This is a genomic window from Nonomuraea sp. NPDC005692 (assembly GCF_040631115.1).
GTDB lineage: Bacteria > Actinomycetota > Actinomycetes > Streptosporangiales > Streptosporangiaceae > Nonomuraea.
Genome location: NZ_JBEXYU010000014.1, coordinates 180,488 through 197,327 on the forward strand (window position 1 = coordinate 180,488; position 16,840 = coordinate 197,327).

15 protein-coding genes are annotated in these 16,840 nt (G+C 72.7%); 9 read left to right on the forward strand and 6 right to left on the reverse strand.

Translation table 11 applies throughout. The features are described 5' to 3' along the window. Positions 1-16: 16 nt before the first annotated feature. Together ABZ459_RS27670 and ABZ459_RS27675 are read right to left on the reverse strand one after the other, a co-directional pair. Positions 17-514 carry a GNAT family N-acetyltransferase gene (locus ABZ459_RS27670; protein WP_357975925.1) on the reverse strand — a complete coding sequence of 166 codons (498 nt, stop codon included), beginning with the start codon at positions 512-514 and terminating at the stop codon, positions 17-19. A 96-nt stretch (positions 515-610) separates the two neighbouring features. Continuing rightward, positions 611-2,077: an MFS transporter gene (locus ABZ459_RS27675; protein WP_357975928.1), complete on the reverse strand. Its 1,467-nt coding sequence runs from the start codon at positions 2,075-2,077 to the stop codon at positions 611-613. 65 nt (positions 2,078-2,142) lie between these two features. Between ABZ459_RS27675 and ABZ459_RS27680 the strand changes: the two genes are divergently transcribed. The 5 genes from ABZ459_RS27680 to ABZ459_RS27700 all read left to right on the forward strand — a co-directional run bounded on the left by ABZ459_RS27680 (position 2,143) and on the right by ABZ459_RS27700 (position 8,620). Beyond that, entirely contained in the window at positions 2,143-3,141 is a 999-nt protein-coding gene (locus tag ABZ459_RS27680) for a WYL domain-containing protein (protein ID WP_357975931.1), read from the forward strand. An 81-nt stretch (positions 3,142-3,222) separates the two neighbouring features. Beyond that, entirely contained in the window at positions 3,223-5,436 is a 2,214-nt protein-coding gene (locus ABZ459_RS27685) for an ATP-dependent RecD-like DNA helicase (protein ID WP_357975934.1), read from the forward strand. A gap of 169 nt (positions 5,437-5,605) precedes the next feature. Continuing rightward, entirely contained in the window at positions 5,606-6,799 is a 1,194-nt protein-coding gene (locus ABZ459_RS27690) for an Ig-like domain-containing protein (protein ID WP_357975937.1), read from the forward strand. A gap of 224 nt (positions 6,800-7,023) precedes the next feature. Beyond that, positions 7,024-7,332 (forward strand): MiAMP1 family antimicrobial peptide, encoded by a 309-nt coding sequence (locus tag ABZ459_RS27695; RefSeq protein ID WP_357975940.1) that lies wholly within the window; start codon positions 7,024-7,026, stop codon positions 7,330-7,332. A gap of 118 nt (positions 7,333-7,450) precedes the next feature. Beyond that, positions 7,451-8,620, forward strand: coding sequence for a PHB depolymerase family esterase (locus ABZ459_RS27700; RefSeq protein ID WP_357975943.1), 1,170 nt, complete (start codon positions 7,451-7,453; stop codon positions 8,618-8,620). A gap of 84 nt (positions 8,621-8,704) precedes the next feature. Here the strand turns inward: ABZ459_RS27700 and ABZ459_RS27705 are convergent, their stop codons facing one another. Genes ABZ459_RS27705 through ABZ459_RS27715 form a run of 3 tightly spaced genes read right to left on the reverse strand, consistent with a single transcriptional unit; the run spans position 8,705 to position 11,690 of the window. Beyond that, positions 8,705-9,943 carry an alpha/beta hydrolase gene (locus ABZ459_RS27705; protein WP_357975946.1) on the reverse strand — a complete coding sequence of 413 codons (1,239 nt, stop codon included), beginning with the start codon at positions 9,941-9,943 and terminating at the stop codon, positions 8,705-8,707. Positions 9,944-9,963: 20 nt separating this feature from the next. After that, positions 9,964-10,761, reverse strand: coding sequence for a hypothetical protein (locus ABZ459_RS27710; RefSeq protein ID WP_357975948.1), 798 nt, complete (start codon positions 10,759-10,761; stop codon positions 9,964-9,966). After that, positions 10,758-11,690: an ATP-binding cassette domain-containing protein gene (locus ABZ459_RS27715; protein ID WP_357975951.1), complete on the reverse strand. Its 933-nt coding sequence runs from the start codon at positions 11,688-11,690 to the stop codon at positions 10,758-10,760. The genes ABZ459_RS27710 and ABZ459_RS27715 overlap by 4 nt, the downstream gene beginning before the upstream one ends. Positions 11,691-11,824: 134 nt before the next feature. On the opposite strand from ABZ459_RS27715, the gene ABZ459_RS27720 reads away from it, so the two are divergent. From ABZ459_RS27720 to ABZ459_RS27730, 3 genes are all read left to right on the forward strand, one after another. After that, positions 11,825-13,081 (forward strand): sensor histidine kinase, encoded by a 1,257-nt coding sequence (locus tag ABZ459_RS27720; RefSeq protein WP_357975954.1) that lies wholly within the window; start codon positions 11,825-11,827, stop codon positions 13,079-13,081. Next, complete coding sequence (locus ABZ459_RS27725) at positions 13,078-13,743, forward strand: response regulator transcription factor (RefSeq protein WP_357975957.1); 666 nt, start codon at positions 13,078-13,080, stop codon at positions 13,741-13,743. The genes ABZ459_RS27720 and ABZ459_RS27725 overlap by 4 nt, the downstream gene beginning before the upstream one ends. 80 nt (positions 13,744-13,823) lie before the next feature. After that, positions 13,824-15,155, forward strand: coding sequence for a serine hydrolase domain-containing protein (locus ABZ459_RS27730; RefSeq protein WP_357975960.1), 1,332 nt, complete (start codon positions 13,824-13,826; stop codon positions 15,153-15,155). A gap of 43 nt (positions 15,156-15,198) precedes the next feature. Here the strand turns inward: ABZ459_RS27730 and ABZ459_RS27735 are convergent, their stop codons facing one another. After that, complete coding sequence (locus ABZ459_RS27735) at positions 15,199-16,062, reverse strand: LysR family transcriptional regulator (RefSeq protein ID WP_357975963.1); 864 nt, start codon at positions 16,060-16,062, stop codon at positions 15,199-15,201. Positions 16,063-16,133: 71 nt separating this feature from the next. Here ABZ459_RS27735 and ABZ459_RS27740 point away from each other — a divergent pair, with 71 nt between their 5' ends. After that, positions 16,134-16,832, forward strand: a complete 699-nt coding sequence (locus ABZ459_RS27740) for a gamma-glutamyl-gamma-aminobutyrate hydrolase family protein (RefSeq protein ID WP_357975966.1) — start codon at positions 16,134-16,136, stop codon at positions 16,830-16,832. Positions 16,833-16,840 lie beyond the last annotated feature (8 nt).

A 16,840-nucleotide genomic window follows, 5' to 3' on the forward strand; every position in this document is an offset into this window, starting at 1 on the left:
CGGGGTCGGGCCGGGTTCAGGGGCGTTGGCGGAGGATCATGCCGGGCCACTCCCCTACGGTGAAGGGCTGGTCGCGGGTGAATCCGCAGCTTTCGTAGTAGGCGATGAGGCGTTCGTCGTCGCCGGCGTAGCAGTCGACGCGGACGAGTCCGAGGCCGCGGTCGCGGGCTTCTTGCAGGGCCCATTGCAGGAGGTGTCGTCCGATGGCTCGGCCGGCGTGGCGTTGGTCGATGACGAGGACCTGGACGTAGAGCTCGGGTTCGGTGGCGGGGGTGACGTAGGGCAGGGCGTCGCCGACGACGATGCAGCCGGCTGGTTGGCCGTCGATCTCGGCGATGCGCATGCCGCCGCCGGCGAGCCAGTCGGCGGCTTGCTGGGTGCGGCGGGGGTCGCCGGTGAAGGGCTGGGTGCCCCATTGGCCGGTGCGGTTCTGGCTGACGAGCCAGGTGATGGCGCTGTCGAACATGGTCAGGAGGACGGCGTCGTCGCCGGGGCGGCCTGGTCTGATCTTCACCGGTGACACTGTAAGGGGTGGTGGAGGGGTTGGGTGCTGACGGGTTCGCGGTGTGGTCCCTCTCCCCCGTCGTTCGTCGGCTCTGTGAAGGTGTCTCTACTCGGCGTTCGTGGTTGCGGTTTTCGGGAGTGCGAGCATCACGAGTGCGGTGATGAGGTAGAGCGCGGTGGAGGCGATCAGGACGATGCCGAGCGCGTGACTGTAGGCGGGCAGCGCCGGTGCTGTGGTGGCGGGGTCGGTGGCGGAGGTGAAGAAGACGGTGCCGAGGACGGCGATGCCGGCCGCGCCGCCGATCTGGTTGACGGTGGACAGGACCCCGCCCGCGGCGCCTGCGTTGCGTCCGGGGACGCCTGCCAGGACGACGTTGACGAGGATGGGCGCGGCGAGGCCGAGTCCGAGGCCGCCGGCGAGCAGTGCGAGGGCCAGGGGCCAGTAGCCGGGCTCGTTGCCGTCTTTGACGATGTACCACAGGGCGAGCTGGGATGCCGCGATGGTGAGGGAGCCGGTGATCAGGAGCGTTCTGCCTGCTTTGGTGGCGAGGGCGACGCCGAGGCCGGAGGTGATGATGGAGCCGAGTGCGTACGGGAGGATCACCAGGCCGGTCTGCCATGCGGTTCGGCCGGTTCCGTTCTGGAGGTAGAGCGACAGGGTGAGGAAGGACGGTCCGATGCCGCCGAAGAAGAGCATGGAGGCGCTCAGGCCGACTGTGAAGGCGCGGATTCTCAGCAGGGCCGGGTCGAGGACGGGTTCGTCGCCGCGTCGGGTGAGGCGGCGTTCGTGGGCGAGGAAGATCGTGAGCAGGAGGGTTCCGGCTGCGAGGAGGGCGTAGCCGGTCCAGTTCCATCCCCAGGTCTGGGTCTGGATGATCGGCAGGAGCAGGAGAAAGATGCCGGTGGCGGCGAGGAGTGCGCCGGGGAGGTCCAGTCGGGTGGTGGAGGCGGAGCGGGACTCCGGCAGGGTCTTGGCGCCGATGGCGAGGGCGAGGATGGAGACGGGCACGTTGATCCAGAAGATCGTGCGCCAGCCCAGTCCGAACAGGTCGGCGTCGACGAGCAGGCCGCCCAGCAGCGGTCCGGCGACCGAGGCGAGGCCCTGGGTTGCTCCGTAGGCGCCGAAGGCCTTGGCACGCTCGCCCGGGGGGAAGGTGGCCCGGATGATGCCGAACACCTGCGGGACCATGATTCCTGCGGTCAGTCCCTGCCCGGCTCGCATGCCGATGAGCGTGCCGGGGTCGGTGGCCAGGGCGCACAGTGCCGAGGTGGTCATGAAGCCGGTCAGTCCGATGGTGAACAGGCGTTTGCGACCGTGCTGGTCTCCGAGTCGTCCGCCGGTGATCAGGCCCGTGCCCAGGGCGAGGGTGTAGGCGGCGATCGTCCATTGGATCTGGGTGTGGTCGGCGGCCAGGTCCTGGGCGATGGCGGGGGCCGCGACGGTGACGATGGTCGCGTCGAGAAGGTCCATGAAGGATCCGAGGAGCACCACCAGCAGTGCCGCGGTCGCGCGGGTGCCGGTGTCGCGTGCGGGTGGCGCTTGGGTGGTGTGGGGGCTCGGTGCATCGGTCATGTCGGCCACCTTCGTCGGCATGGTTGCCATCGAGTGGCCGCTATGGGTGGGAGGATCGGGCCATCATGGCTGCCACTTCCGCGCGGGCGCTCAAGCTGCTGTCGATCTTCGGGATCGGTGCGACCCTGACGGCCGGTGAGCTCGCCGGCCGGGTCGGGGCGTCGGTGAGAACCGTGCGTCGCGACATCGAGACGTTGCGGGACCTGGGGTACGAGATCGAGGCCGTCCGCGGAGCGGGTGGAGGGTATCGGCTGGGTCGTGGCACCCGTTTGCCGCCGGTGGTCTTCGACGAGGATCAGGCGGTGGCCACGGCCGTCGCGCTGCAGACGGTGCCGGCGGTCCTGTCCGGGATCCGGGAGAACGCGGCCCGTGCGCTGGCCACGCTGCACCAGGCGATGCCGGTGCGCAGTCGCCTGCACGCCGAGGCGTTCACCGTTTCCTCGGCCCGTAACTACTGGGAGTTCCCCGCGCCGCCGATCGAGGCCGGGATCGTCGCGGCCGTCGGTGGTGCGATCAGCCGGCGGCATCTCGTGCGGGTGGACTACACCGGCGACGGCGAGCCGGTCACGCTCACGCTGGAACCGCACGAACTCGTGGTGTGGGCCGCGCGCTGGTATCTGGTGGCCTTCGACCCGGGCGCCGGCCGGTGGCGCGCGATGCGCGTGGACCGCTGCACGCCGCACCCGCCCACGCACGTCCCCTTCGACCGGCGTGACATCCCGCACGGTGATCCTGTCGTCTTCGTGATGACCGCGCACGACCGTGGAGACGCCGCGGCCGAATGGCCGTGCCGCGGCTCGGCCGTCCTGGCTCTGCCCGCCGCCACGGTCGCCCGGTTCGCCCCGGGCGGGTCAACGGTGGAGTACGACACCGAAGGCACGTGCCGGCTCACGCTCGGCGCCTGGTCATGGCCTGGGCTGGCGGGGCTGCTGCTGACGTTCGACGCCGACCTGGCGGAGGTCGAACCGGCCGAACTCCGGCAGGCCCTGCGCTGTCTGGGTGCCCGGATCGGCAGGGGGCTCGAATCCCCCGCGGCGCCGCGGCCGGGCGGTGGAGCCGGGTGACGGCCACCCGGAGATGGGGTGGTCGGTGTGGGGGGCTGCTGTTCTAACCTTGCCTTCACAACAGGCAATAGAGGGGTTTGCGTGAAGCCTGACGCCAACGGTTCGCTCGGTGTGTCCCTCGATGCGGTTCTTGAGCGCATCACCTTCGCCAGTGAGGAGACGGGGTACACGATCGCGCGGGTGGCCACCGAGCGGTCGGGGGCGGAGCTGCTGACGGTGGTGGGGCCGTTGCTGGGGGCGCAGGTCGGGGAGTCGTTGCGGTTGCGGGGGCGGTGGACGTCGCATCCGCGTTACGGCAAGCAGTTCGAGGTGTGGTCCTACACCACGGTGTTGCCGGCCACGGTTCAGGGCATCCGGCGTTATCTGGGGTCGGGGCTGATCAAGGGGATCGGGCCGAAGATGGCCGAGCGGATCGTCGATCATTTCGGTACGGGGACGCTGGAGGTGATCGAGCAGGAGCCGCAGCGGCTGGTGGAGGTTCCGGGGCTGGGTCCCAAGCGGACGAAGATGATCGCGGCGGCGTGGGAGGAGCAGAAGATCATCAAAGAGGTGATGATCTTCTTGCAGGGGGTCGGGGTGTCCACCTCGATCGCGGTGCGGATCTTCAAGCAGTACGGGGACTCGTCGATCTCGGTGGTGCGCGGGCAGCCGTACCGGCTGGCCGATGAGGTGTGGGGCATCGGGTTCAAGACGGCCGACACCATCGCTCAGGCCGTCGGGATCCCCCATGACAGTCCCGAGCGGGTCAAGGCGGGGTTGCGGTACACGTTGTCGCAGGCGGCCGACGACGGCCACTGCTATCTGCCGGCGCCGAACCTGGTGGCCGACGCGGTCAAGATCCTCGACGTGCCGGCCGAGCTGGCCACGCGGTGCATGGAGGAGCTGGCGGCCGAGGAGGGGGTGGTGCGTGAGCAGGTGCCCGCCGGGGACAACAGCGTGCCGGCGGTGTATCTGCCGCCCTTCCATCGGGCCGAGCTGTCGCTGGCCGGCGGGTTGTTGGCGTTGCTGAACAGCGGTCATGACCGGCTGCGGTCCTTCGCCGACGTCGACTGGGAGCGGGCCGAGGCGTGGCTGGCGGCCCAGACGGGCGCCGAGCTGGCGCCCGAGCAGCGTCAGGCGGTACGGCTGGCGCTGACGTGCAAGGTGGCGGTGCTGACGGGCGGGCCGGGTTGCGGCAAGAGTTTCACCGTGCGGTCGATCGTGACGCTGGCCAGGGCCAAGCGGGCCAGGGTGATCCTGGCCGCGCCGACCGGGCGGGCGGCCAAGAGGTTGTCGGAGCTGACCGGGCACGAGGCCACCACCGTCCACCGGTTGTTGCAGCTGAGGCCGGGCGGTGAGGCCACCTTCGACCGCGACAACCCGCTGGACGCCGACCTGGTGGTGGTGGACGAGGCCTCGATGCTGGATCTGCTGCTGGCCAACAAGCTGCTGAAGGCGGTGGCGCCGGGCACGCATCTGCTGCTGGTGGGCGACGTGGACCAGCTTCCCTCGGTGGGGGCCGGGGAGGTGCTGAAGGATCTGCTGGCCGCCGTGGACGTGCCGCGGGTGCGGTTGACGCAGATCTTCCGCCAGGCGCAGGAGTCGGGGGTGGTGACCAACGCCCATCGGGTCAACACCGGGCACCATCCGGTGCTGGCCGGCATGTCGGACTTCTTCCTGTTCCCGTGCGAGGAGCCGGAGGAGATCGCGGCGATGACGGTGGACGTCGTCGCGCGGCGCATCCCGGCCAGGTTCGGGCTGGACGCCCGGCGCGAGGTGCAGGTGCTGGCGCCGATGCACCGCGGCGCGGCCGGGGCCGGGGCGCTCAACATCGCGCTGCAGGAGGCGCTGACCCCGGCCCGCGAGGGCATGCCCGAACGCCGTTACGGCGGGCGGGTGTTCCGGGTGGGCGACAAGGTGACCCAGTTGCGCAACAACTACGACAAGGGTGCGGCGGGGGTGTTCAACGGCACGGTGGGGATCGTCACCGGCATCCGTCCCGACGATCACAGCCTGACCGTGCGCACCGACGAGGACGAGGAGGTCGATTACGCCTTCGACGAGCTGGACGAGCTGGCCCACGCCTATGCCGTCTCCATCCACCGCAGTCAGGGCAGCGAGTATCCGGCGGTGGTGATCCCGCTGGCCACCAGCGCGTGGATGATGTTGCAGCGCAACCTGCTCTACACCGCGATCACCCGGGCCAAGAGGCTGGTGGTGATCGTGGGGTCGCGGCGGGCGCTGGCCCAGGCCGTACGGACCAAGGGCGCCGGACGGCGGCACACGAGCCTGACCCACCGCCTGGAGCGGCACTGAGCAACTCCTGGCAAGGGGTGTTGATCGTCGCGTTGACGCAGGTTGACCTGGGGTTGACAGCAATTAGTGATGCAAATGTGACCGAACTCTCCTAAATGCTTCTGCGTCATACATGCAGGAGCATTAAAGTCTTTGGGGTGGGTTTGCCGCCCTGGGGGAGAGGACAGTCTTGAACGTTGCGCCCGCATGGACGAAGTCTGCCGCCGGCCTCGCGCTGCTGGCGGTGGCGGCCCTGACGGCATCCTGCTCGAGCGGGAACGCCGCCTCGCGCGGGCCGGAAGCGCCCGAGGCCACCACGGTGGCCACCCCGCAGGCGCCCACCGTCACCATCAGCCCCGCCGAAGGCAGCGCCAAAGTCAGCCCCGACAAGAAGGTCGTGGTGACCTCCGCCGGCGGCGCGCTGGAGGAGGTGACCGTCGACGGCGGCGGCCACACGGTCGAGGGCAGGTTCAACGCCGACAAGACCAAATGGGTCTCCCGGACGCCGCTGAAGCCCTCCACCAACTACAACGTCTCGGCCAAGGCCGGCGCCACCGCCGCCACCAGCACCTTCACCACGGTCAAGCCCGAGCGGGAGCTGCAGGTCGCCGACGTCACCCCCAACGCCAAGGGCGAGACCCTCGGCGTCGGCGCCCCGATCATCGTCACCTTCAACCAGCCCGTCACCGGCAAGGCGGCGATCGAGCGCGCCCTGGAGGTGGAGGCCGAGAAGCCCGTCACCGGCGCCTGGCGGTGGATCAACGACACCACCGTCATCTACCGCACCGCCAAGTACTGGCCCGCCCACCAGAAGGTCACCTTCAACGCCCGCATCACCGGCGTCAAGGCCGGCAAGGGCCTGTACGGCGTGAAGGACTACTCCGCCAGCCTCAAGATCGGCGCCAAGGTCATCAGCAAGGTCAACACCAAGACCCACATGATGTACGTCTACAAGGACAACAAGCGCGTGCAGACCATGCGCATCAGCGCCGGCATGGCCACCACCCGCGAGTACACCACGACCTCCGGCGTGCACCTGACGATGGAACGCGGCAACCCGGTGCGCATGATCTCCCCCGGCCGCAAGAAGGGCGACCCCGGCTACTACGACGTGATGATCGACCACGCCGTGCGCATCTCCAACTCCGGCGAGTACGTCCACGCCAAGGACAACGTCTGGGCCCAGGGCGTGCGCAACGTCAGCCACGGCTGCATCAACTCCCGCCCCGACCAGGCCAAGTGGTTCTACGACAACTTCCAGCGCGGCGACGTCGTGGAGATCACCGGCACCAACCGGGAGCTGGAGTGGAACAACGGCTGGGGCTACTGGCAGCTGCCCTTCTCGCAGTGGAAGAAGGGCAGCGCCCTGCACGCCAAGTCCTGACCGCTCCCCCGCTCCCCCTTGCTCTGACGGAGCCGCTTCCAGCCGTTCACCGCCGCCGACAGGCGCGGCGGTGAGCGGCTTTTCGGCGTCCCGGCCCGCCGCCGTGAACCGTCCCGGACGGCCTTCCACCCTCGCCATCAGCGAAAACACCTCGACGTGTACGAAGGGTTGCCATACGATTACCCACCGTGGGCATTCGTCAGGAACCCTCGAAGGAGAACACGTTGAAGAAGATCCTTCTCGTCCCCGCGATCACCGCCGGGCTCGTCCTCGCCTCGGCCGGCGCCGCGTACGCCTCCCAGTACGTCGCCTACGAAGGCCGCGGCTTCACCGGCCGCTCGGTCGTCCTGGACGCCTGCGGCGTGTCCAACATCCCCTACCACGGCTCCTACAAGTGGTACGGCGACGGCCAGAGCGGCCGCATGTACAACCAGCCCAACGCCTCCGGCGTGATGCACTTCGAACTGGCCTCCAACCGCAACGCCGAGCAGCGCACCCCCGTCGGCTGGAAGAGCATCTTCATCGTGTGCTGACCCGCCGCCCTGGCCGGCCGTCCCCGGGCACAGGGGGCGGCCGGTTTCGGCATGCACGCGTACGGGCGGCGGCGAGAGGCACACTTGCCAGTACGACCAGCAGCGCGCGGGGGGCGAGATGGGCAAGAACGCGAACACCAGCGCGCGCCCGGCGAGCACCACGGCGACCAGCACCGCGGCCACCAGCGAGAGCACCACCAACGACAGCACCGCAGGCGCCAAGCCGATCAGCAGCAACATCAGCGCCGCGAGCGCCACGGCGACCAGCACCACGGTCACGGCGCTGGTGACGCTGCTGGTGGTGGCGGTGTTGTCAGGCTGCGCGCGGCCCTCCACACCCGGCGAAGGCGAGCGGTCGCCTTCCTCCAGCGGTCAGGCGTCCTCGCCGCCCGCCGCAGCGGCACTCCCACCGGGGAGGATACGGGATCAGGTCAGGGGCGGGGCGAGCAGCGGGTGTGCCGCCACGGCCCGCCGGCTCGCCTCCGGGCCCCACCAGCTCACCACCGCCGGCCTGACCCGCCGCTACCTGCTGGCCGTCCCCGACGGCCCCGGCCCCCACCCCGTGCTGCTCAACCTGCACGGCCTCGGCTCCAACGCCGCCGAACAGGCCGCCTACAGCCGCCTGCCCCAGATCGGCGCCCGCCGCGGCTACATCGTCATCACCCCCCAATCGGCGCCCGGACGGCTGGCCTGGACCCTGCCGCACACCGCCGGCCCCGACGACACCGCCTACCTGGCCGCCCTGCTCGACGAGGTCGAACGCCACCAGTGCGCCCACCCCGGACGCGAGTTCGCCGCCGGCCTGTCCTATGGCGCCGGCCTGGCCGCCTCGCTCGTCTGCGCCCTGGACGGACGCCTGAGCGGCGTGGCCGCCGTGGCCGGCATCCCCATCGCCCAGCCCTGCGCCCACCCCGCCCCCACCACGATCATCGCCTTCCACGGCACCGCCGACCGCCTGGTCCCCTACGACGGCGGCCACCCCGAGCCCGGCGGCGAACTGCAACACCTGGCCGCGCTCATCGTGCTGCCGCCGGTCGAGCAGACCATGAACGCCTGGGCCGCCGCCCAGCGCTGCTCCTCCCCCGCCACCAGCCATCCCCTGCGCCGCGTCCGCCTCCGCCTGTGGACGTCCTGCCCGCGGGGAGCCACGCTGGGCCTGTACACGGTGGACGGCGGCGGCCACACCTGGCCCGGCCCCATCGAGCTGCCCGGGCTCGGCGACACCGCCCGCGACCTGGACGCCAGCCGGCTCATCCTCGACACCTTCGACCGCGCCCCCACCCGCTGACCGGCCCCGGCAGCCGTAGGGACGGGGCCGGGCGCGCGATCCGGGAAGGGCGACGGACGGGAAGGGCGGTGGCCCGGTGCGGGGTCACGGGTTGTGGAAGCCGACTTCGGGGTTGCCCGGGGTGGGGCCGTCGAGCAGGGCTTGTCTGCGGTTCTTGAGGTGCTGGTCGAAGAAGGCGCCGACGTAGGCGCGGGTGAGCGCCAGGGCGCGTTCGGGGGCGATGGTGCCGGGAGCCGGCGGGCCGAGCTTGCTCTGCGGGACGGCCAGGTCGGTGAAGCTGTTGTGCCGGGCCTGGGCGACGGTGAGCCAGCGCTTCCAGCCGCGCAGCGTCGGCCAGGCGCTGTCCCAGGTGTCGTCCTTGCCGGGGCTGTGGTCACTTTGGCTGCCCATCAGCAGGAAGGGGCGATCGCCCAGGCCGGCGGCGGGCAGGGTCGCGCTGATGGTGCCGTCGAGGTTGACCCCGGCCCTGATCCGTGTGTCGGCGGCCATGGTGGCGGAGGCGGCCTCGCCGCCGATGGAGTGGCCGGCCATGCCGACGCGCCTGGAGTTGATCAGGCCGGCGCGTTTCCAGGCCGGGTGGCGGCCGGTCAGCCGGTCCAGGACGAAGGAGACGTCCTTGGCGCGGTTCCTGGCGATGGCGGCCTTGCCACCCTCGGGGGGTTTGGGCTGGTCGCACAGGGGGGCGCAGGTGAGCAGGCCGACGCCGGGGAAGACGGTTCCCGACGATTCGTAGGCGTGGTCGAGCGAGGCGACGACGTAACCGCGGCTGGCCAGGTCCTCGGCCAGGGAGGTGAGGCTGGCCCGCGGCAGGCCGAGGCCGGGTGAGAGCACCACCAGCGGATGGCGGCCCTTCTTGGCGGGCGGGCCGGCGTGGGCGTGGGTGCGGATGTCGCTGACGATCTCAGCGGGCAGGTCGGTGCCGGGGGCCTTGCGCCGCAGCAGGGACGCGGCCTCCTCCAGGGCCATGAAGGGGGCCGGGGCGCCGGTGGCCGAACGAGCGGGATAGTACATCGAGACCATCAGCCGGCGCGGGCCCGATCGCGGGACCCAAGGGTCCTTACGGCTCCTGTCGACCAGGTACAACACGTCGCGGCCGACCGGATCGGGGCCGGTGGGGCGCGGCAGCTCCAGCCGGGGAACGTCCGGGGACACGGTGACCGCGGCGGCCGCGACGGCAGGGTCGGTGGAGGCGGCGGCAAGGCCGGAGGGCGTGGCCGAGGCGGTCGGCGTGGCGCAGGCCGTGACGGCGAGGGCTAGGCAGGCCGTCAGCGGGACGGCCGGCAGGCGCCGCAGCAACAGGGAGTTCAGCAGCAGGGAGTTCATCGGATTCCTTTCGGGAGCGGTCAGACGTCGCGGCGGTGCACGACGAGCACGGCCAGGACGGCGGCGGCCAGCGGCCAGGCCGCGAACACGGCCCAGGAGCCGGCCACCGTGGGCAGAGCCGGATCGTCACGGAGCTGGGGCAGCCCCAGGCAGGTGCGCCAGACGTAGAAGGGCACCAGGGCGTAGAGGTCGTTGAGCCACTGGTGGACGGACGGCCGGAAGAAGGTCGGCACGATGACCAGCACCGCGCAGACCGACACCACGGCCGCCGCGGTGTGCCGCAGCAGCGCGCCGACTCCCATGCCGACCAGCCCTGACACCGGAGCCAGGAGCGCGTTGGCGGCCAGCACGCGCAGCACGCCGGGATCGCCGGGCCGGACGGCGACGCCGCGGCCCGCCAGGACCGCCTGGCTGACGCCGAAGGTGGCGGCCGAGACGAGCACGCCGGTGGCGAGCATGACGCCGCCGACGACGGTGAGCTTGGCGGCCACGACGCGGTGCCGGGCCGGGACGGCGGTCAGGGTGGTGCGGATGAGGCCGGTGGCGTACTCGCCGACGATCGTCAGCGCGCCCAGGCCACCCGCCCCGATCATGAGCATGGTGGCCGACAGGCCGCTGAACGCCTCGTTCAACGGGCTGAACGTGGCCTTCTGCATCGGCGGGAAGCTCGGCCAGTCGTGGAAGGCCTTCAGGCTGCTCTGGGCGGCGAAGGCGACGACGGCCAGCGTGCCGAGGCCGAGCAGCCAGCAGGTGGAGCGCAGCGACCAGAGTTTGATCCACTCGGCGGCCAGCAGGTCACGGAAGCGGGCGGGCGTCATCGCCGCTCACCTGCCAGGGCGGCAGGGTGGTCGGCGCGGTAGTCGGCGCGATCGGCGGTCAGCTCCATGAACGCCTGCTCCAGCGAGGCCGCGCGCGGGGCGAGTTCCCGCAGCTCGATGCGCCGCCGGAAGGCGAGCTCGCCGATGCGGGCGGCGCTCAGGCCGGTGACGGTCAGGGCGCCGTCGTCGTCCTGACGTACGCGGGCGCCTGCCTGGGCCAGCACGGCGGCCAGTTCGGCGGGGTCGCAGCAGCGCACGGTCACCGAGGCGCCCGTGCCGCGGGCGGCGAACTCGGCCACGCTCTCGTCGGCGATCAACTCGCCCCGGCCGATGACGACGAGCCGGTCGGCGGTGTGCTCCATCTCGCTCATCAGGTGGCTGGAGACCAGCACGGTGCGCCCTTCGGCGGCCAGACGGCGGAACAGGCCGCGCACCCAGCGCACGCCCTCGGGGTCCAGGCCGTTGACCGGCTCGTCGAACAGCAGCACCGGCGGGTCGCCCAGCAGGGCGGTGGCGATGCCGAGCCGCTGACGCATCCCCAGGGAGAATCCGCCCACCCGGCGACGGGCCACGCCCTCCAGCCCCACCTCCCGCAGCACCTCGCCCACCCGGCGGCGTGGCAGGCCGTTGGCGCGGGCCAGCGCCGACAGGTGCGCCGCCGCGGTGCGCCCGCCGTGCACGTCGCCGGCGTCCAGCAGCGCGCCGGCGTGCCGCAGGCCGGTGCGGTGACGGGCGAACGGGCGGCCGCCGATGGTGGCGGTGCCGCTGGTGGGCCTGTTCAGCCCGAGGATCATCCGCATCGTGGTGCTCTTGCCGGCGCCGTTCGGGCCGAGGAACCCGGTGACGCAGCCCGGCCGCACGGTGAAGGTCAGCGCGTTGACGGCCGTCACCCCGCCGTAACGCTTGGTCAGTTGGTCGACTTCGATCACCCGGCCAACGTTGTCGCAGGCCGGGCAGGCGTGACATCTGGCCGCGGGCCGGTTTCCGTGCCGGCGGGGTGGCCCGCGGGCATAGGCCGGCAGGCCGATGCCCGCGGCGCGGACCGGTGACTACGATCGACCGGGTGCGCGAACCAACGCCCAGGCCACCCTTGACGCAGCGGCTGCCGCACGGCGTGCGGACGGCGCTGTCGTGGTGCGCCGTGGTGGCCTGTCTGCCGCTGCTGTACGTCGTGACGCTGGCCGACGGCGAGAGCCCGCTGCCGGTGGAGGCGGCGCACATCGGGTTCGCCGCCGCGATGGCGGTCCCTGTGGTGTGGGCCCGGCGGCGGCCGTGCGCGGTGCTGGCGGTGCTGCTGGCCGAACTGGTGGTGGCGGTGGCGTGGGCGCAGCCCGCCGAGCGGCTCTGGCCGCTGCTGCCGGCGGCCGATCTGCTGGTCTGTCTCCTCACGGCCACCCGTACGCGCCGGACCGGCCTGGCCGCGGCGGCCGGCACGCTGATCGTTCAGCAGGCGGTCTGGCACGGGGCCCTGCTGACCCAGGGGTTGCGCGTCGTCGCGCCGGGCTTCCTCGCGCTGTCGCTCCTGCTCGGCCTGGGCGTCGTGGTCGCCTGGACGGCCGGCACGACGCTACGGCAACGACGCGAGTACGGCCAGGCGCTGCGTGCCCAGGCCGAGCTCCAGGCTGTCACGGCCGACCGGCTGCGCATCGCGCGCGAGCTGCACGACATGGTCGCCCACAGCATCGGCGTCATCGCCATCCAGGCCGGCGCGGGCGCCCGGGTGATCGACAGCCGGCCCGAGCAGGCGCGCCAGGCGCTCGGCGCGATCGAGACCGCCAGCCGGCAGACCCTGCAAGGACTGCGGCACATGCTCGGCGCACTCCGCGAGCCCCCCGCCGCCGCAGAGCCGGACGCAGAGCCGGACGCGGGGCCGCCCGCGGAGCTGGCAGACCTCGACCGGCTCGCCGAGACGACCACGGCCGCCGGCCTCCACGTGGACGTGCGCCGCCGGGGCAGGCCACGCGAGCTGCCCGCGGCCGTCGACCGGTGCGCCTTCCGCATCGTCCAGGAGTCGCTGACCAACGTCGTCCGCCACTCAGGGGCCCGCCACTGCCGGGTCGTCCTCGACTACGCGCCCGGTCAACTGCGCATCGACATCACCGACGACGGACCCGGCACCGCCACCACCGCCGCCGCCGTCCCTTCGCCCGGCAGCGGGTACGGGATCGCCGGCATGCGGGAGAGGGCCGCCCTGCTCGACGGCCGCCTCAGCGCCGGGCCGCGCCCGCAGGGCGGCTTCCGCGTCACCGCCGCCCTCCCGCTGCCACCTCCCGCCCCGGCGCGGGAGCGCGGCCGGAGCACACACGTGGAGGCACGGTGACCATCCGCGTCCTGCTCGCCGACGACCAGCCGCTGATCCGCGCCGGTCTGCGCATGGTCATCGACGGCACCGCCGGCGTCGTCGTCGCCGGGGAGGCCGGGACGGGAGCCCAAGCCGTCCAGCTCACCCGGCAGCTCCGCCCCGACGTCGTCGTGATGGACATCCGCATGCCCGGCATGGACGGCATCGAGGCCACCCAGACCATCACCGCCGAATCCCCCGACACCCGCGTGATCATGCTCACCACGTTCGACGACGACGGCAACGTCCACGCCGCGCTGCGGGCCGGAGCCAGCGGCTTCCTGGTCAAGGACATGGCGCTGGAGGACATCCTGTCCGCCGTCCACGTGGTCGCGGCCGGCGATGCGCTGATCGCCCCCAGCGTCACCCGCCGCCTCATCGCCGAGTTCGCCGGCCGCCCCGAACCCCGCCCGCTGCCGCGCGAGCCGCTGGGCGTCACCGCGCGGGAACGCGAGGTGCTGACCCTGGCCGGGCGCGGCCTGTCCAACGCCGAGATCGCCGCCCGGCTGCACATCAGCCCCGGCACCGCCAAGGCCCACATCGCCAGCCTGCTCACCAAACTCGGCGCCCGCGACCGGGTCCAGCTCGTCATCGCCGCCTACGACGCCGGCCTGGTCTCCCCGCACCACCACGATCGATGACGGCCCGGCCACCCGGACAGCCGCGGCGAGCCGGCAGGTACGCACCTGGCGCCCGCCCGACGCCGCTAGTCTTGTCGCCCATGAGTCAGGTGGGACAGGTGACGGCCCGCGCGCTGCTGCGCAGGCTGGCCGTCGAGCAGGCCGAGTGCAGGGTGCCGTCGCTGACGGCGGCGATCGTCCGCGACGGGCGGACGGTGTGGTTCGGCGGCCGCGGCCGCGTCGGCGACGGCCCGCCGACCCCGGCCACCCAGTACCGGCTGGGATCGATCACCAAGTCGATCGTCGCCGTGGCCGTCATGCGGCTGCGCGACGAGGGCCGGATCGCGCTGACCGACCCGCTGGAGCGCCACCTGCCCGGCACCGCCGCCGGGCAGGCCACCATCGCCCAGCTGCTGGCCCACACCTCCGGCCTGACCGCCGAACCGCCGACCGACTGGTGGGAGCGCACCCCCGGCCTCGAGCTGCCCGACCTGCTCAAGCGGGTGGGCCCCGACCAGGTCAGACACCGGCCCGGCCGGCTCTTCCACTACTCCAACGTCGGGTTCGCGCTGCTGGGCGAGCTGGTGGCCCGGCTGCGCGGCACCGGCTGGCAGCAGGCCGTGCGGCAGGAGGTGCTGGCGCCGCTGGAGATGAACGCCACCACCGCCCGTCCCCGCGCCCCGCACGCCACCGGCTACGCCGTCCACCCGTGGGCCGACATGGTGCTCACCGAGCCCGAGCACGACGCCGTGGCCATGGGGCCGGCCGGGCAGCTGTGGTCCACCCCGCACGACCTGGCCCGCTGGGCCGCCTTCGTCGGCGGCGACACCGGCGGCGTGTTGTCGGCCGACACCCTGGCCGAGATGCGGGAGCCGGCCGGCGTCGTCGACGGCGACTCCTGGACCGCCGGCTACGGGCTCGGCCTGCAACTGGCCCGCGTCGGCGGGCGCCGGCTGGCCGGGCACACCGGGTCCATGCCCGGCTTTCTTGCCACCGTGTGGGCCGACCCGGCCGAACGCGTGGGCGTGCTGTTCATGGCCAACACCACCAGCGGCATGACCGGCAGCCTGCTCACCGATCTGCTCGACATCCTCGACGAGCACGAGCCGCGCCTGCCCGAGGAATGGCAGCCCGCCCCCGCCGACCCCGACCTGCTGGCGCTGACCGGGCTGTGGCACTGGGGGCCCAAGCCGTACGCGCTGCGGCTGCTGCCCGACCGCGGGCTGTCGCTGGCGCCCGTCGACGGCAGCGGGCGCGCCTCCCGGTTCGTGGCCCAGGACGACGGCACTTGGCTCGGGCTGGACGGCTACTACGCCGGCGAGACGCTGCGCGTGGCCGCCGACCACCTCGACCTCAACACGTTCGTCTTCACCCGCGAGCCCTACGACCCGGCCGCGCCGGTGCCGGGCGGGGTGAGCGGCTGGCACGCCTGACCCGTCCGCCCGCCGCACGCGGACCGGCCCGCACCCTGAAGCGTCAGCCCGGCGGGCCGGCCAGGGCCTTGGCCAGGGTGGCGGCCGGGCCGGGCGGCAGCGCGCCGTGCACCAGCTCCACCCGGTGCACCAGGCGCGGCGCCACCAGCGGCACCCCCCGGCCGGCCGAGGCCGGCAGCAGCGTCAGCCCGTGCCCGGCGGCCACCAGGTTGAGCACGGTGTGCACGTCGTCGCCCTGGTAGACCAGCGCCGCGGCGAACCCGTCGCCGGCCAGGTCACGCAGGCGCGGCAACGGGCACAGCGGCGTCTGCAACCAGCGGGCGTCGACGAGGTCGGCCAGCCGCAACGCCCGGCGCCCCGCCAGCGGATGCCCCGGCGGCAACGCCACCACCAGGTCCTCCTCGCTGACGCCCACCGTGGTCATCGGGCCCGACTCCGGCAGGCGCAGCGGGTCGCTGGGCGCGGCGATGCCGTCGGCCAGGCCCAGATCGGCCTCACCCTCGGCCAGCAGCTCGGCCAGCCGCTCCCGGTCACAGGTGCGCACCTCCACCCGCAGCCGCGGCTGGGCGGCGCGCGCCCCGGCCAGCCGTCCGGCCAGCACGGCGTTGACCGCCAGCGGGGTGGCGGCCAGCCGCAGCCGGTGGGCCGGCTGGGCCGCCGCGCGCAACACGTCGGCGCGCGCCGACCGCAGGCGCAGCAGCAGCGGCCCCGCGTGTTCCAGCAGCCGCTCACCGGCCGGGGTCGGCTCCACCGGGCGGCGGCCGAGCAGCGGCAGCCCCAGATCGGCCTCAAGCGCCGCGACCTGCTGGGAGATCGCCGACTGGGTGTAGCCGAGCTCGTGGGCGGCGGCCGAGAAGGAGCGCAGGCGGGCCACCGTCACGAACGTGCGCAACAGATTCGGGTCCATCAGTAATGCTTATAGCAGGTGCAGACATCATCGTTGGCGCTTAAGCGCGGGTGGAGGTCACGATGGGAGGCATGAGAATCGCCCTGGTCGCAGACCGTTCACCCGGCGTCCGGTCCCACGCTCGCGTCCCTCGCCTGATCGAGGCGCTGCGCGAACGTGACGGCATCGCCCTGGACCCCTACTGGATCCCCACCACCGAGGCCGACGACCTCGACGGCTTCGACGGCATCTGGATCATGCCCGGCAGCCCGTACGCCAGCGAGGCCGGCGCGGTCAACGCCGCCCGCACCGCCCGCGAGCGGCGCATCCCGTTCCTGGGCACCTGCGGCGGCTTCCAGCACATGCTGCTGGAGTACGGCCGCAACGTGTGCGGGCTGGACGTCGACCACGCCGAGAACACCCCCGGCGCCCAGGCGTTCCTGCTGGAGCCGCTGTCGTGCTCGCTGGCCGGGCACGAGGGGCTGGTGCGGCTGGCCCCCGGCTCGCGGATCGAGCAGATCATGGGAACCACGTCCATCGTCGAGGCCTACAGCTGCTCCTACGGCCTCAACGACGCCTACCGCGGGACGCTGGCCGAGCACGGGCTCGTCTTCTCCGGCCATGCCGAGGACGGCATGGTGCGGGTGGCCGAGCTGCCCGGCCACCCGTTCTTCGTCGGCACGCTGTTCCAGCCGGAGCTGGCCGGCGACGGACGGCGTCCGCACCCGCTGATCGCCGCGTTCGCCGCCGCCGTGCAGCGCCACGCCCAGCCCGCCGCCGCGGCCCGCTGAAACGTCAG

Excerpts from the sequence above, each read along its gene's own strand:
- ABZ459_RS27675 (WP_357975928.1), bottom strand. The coding sequence starts at position 2,077 with ATGACCGATGCACCGAGCCCCCACACCACCCAAGCGCCACCCGCACGC.
- ABZ459_RS27680 (WP_357975931.1), top strand. The coding sequence starts at position 2,143 with ATGGCTGCCACTTCCGCGCGGGCGCTCAAGCTGCTGTCGATCTTCGGG.
- ABZ459_RS27700 (WP_357975943.1), top strand. The coding sequence starts at position 7,451 with ATGGGCAAGAACGCGAACACCAGCGCGCGCCCGGCGAGCACCACGGCG.
- ABZ459_RS27705 (WP_357975946.1), bottom strand. The coding sequence starts at position 9,943 with ATGAACTCCCTGCTGCTGAACTCCCTGTTGCTGCGGCGCCTGCCGGCC.
- ABZ459_RS27710 (WP_357975948.1), bottom strand. The coding sequence starts at position 10,761 with ATGACGCCCGCCCGCTTCCGTGACCTGCTGGCCGCCGAGTGGATCAAA.
- ABZ459_RS27730 (WP_357975960.1), top strand. The coding sequence starts at position 13,824 with ATGAGTCAGGTGGGACAGGTGACGGCCCGCGCGCTGCTGCGCAGGCTG.
- ABZ459_RS27735 (WP_357975963.1), bottom strand. The coding sequence starts at position 16,062 with ATGGACCCGAATCTGTTGCGCACGTTCGTGACGGTGGCCCGCCTGCGC.
- ABZ459_RS27740 (WP_357975966.1), top strand. The coding sequence starts at position 16,134 with ATGAGAATCGCCCTGGTCGCAGACCGTTCACCCGGCGTCCGGTCCCAC.